The 440-nt window shown below is 71.4% G+C and carries 1 protein-coding gene; it reads left to right on the top strand.

Annotation, left to right across the window (positions count from 1 at the left end; genetic code table 11):
- Nucleotides 1–280 (top strand): hypothetical protein (locus ON31_RS29430; RefSeq protein ID WP_039818324.1); only part of this gene is annotated, 280 nt, incomplete at its 5' end.
- Nucleotides 281–440 lie beyond the last annotated feature (160 nt).

Here is a 440-nt window from a genome sequence, read left to right as displayed (position 1 = left end):
GGACGCGGCCGAGCCCAGCGACGAGGACCAGGCCGCCGAGGCGATGTCGAACCGACGCCAGCAAGAGCGCCTGCGCGACCTGCTCGACGCCGCAGGCGTGACCGACAAGGCCGAGAAGCACGCCTACCTCTCGGACCAGTTCGGCCGCAAGATCACCGGCGCGAATCAGCTCACCGCGACCGAGGCCGAGCAGTTGATCGCCTACCTCGAGGAACCGATCGAGCGCGACTCGGCGGCCGAGGCCACCGACACCCGCGCCCTCGCCGAGGGGGTGCAGTGAGTACCGATCACCGCGCCGTCGCCGCCACACTGACGGACCTCGTAGCCAAGGCTGCGCAGCCGGGTGTCAACGGGCTCGCACCGGCCGACCCGTACGGGCTTGCGGTGACCGCGCAGGCAGCAACCACTCACGCCCTGCTCGCCGTCGAGGCTCGTCTCGG

The sequence above is a fragment of the Nocardia otitidiscaviarum NBRC 14405 genome, assembly GCF_000308635.1.
In the GTDB taxonomy this organism is placed as follows: domain Bacteria; phylum Actinomycetota; class Actinomycetes; order Mycobacteriales; family Mycobacteriaceae; genus Nocardia; species Nocardia otitidiscaviarum.
This window is presented reverse-complemented; position numbering and strand designations above follow the sequence as displayed.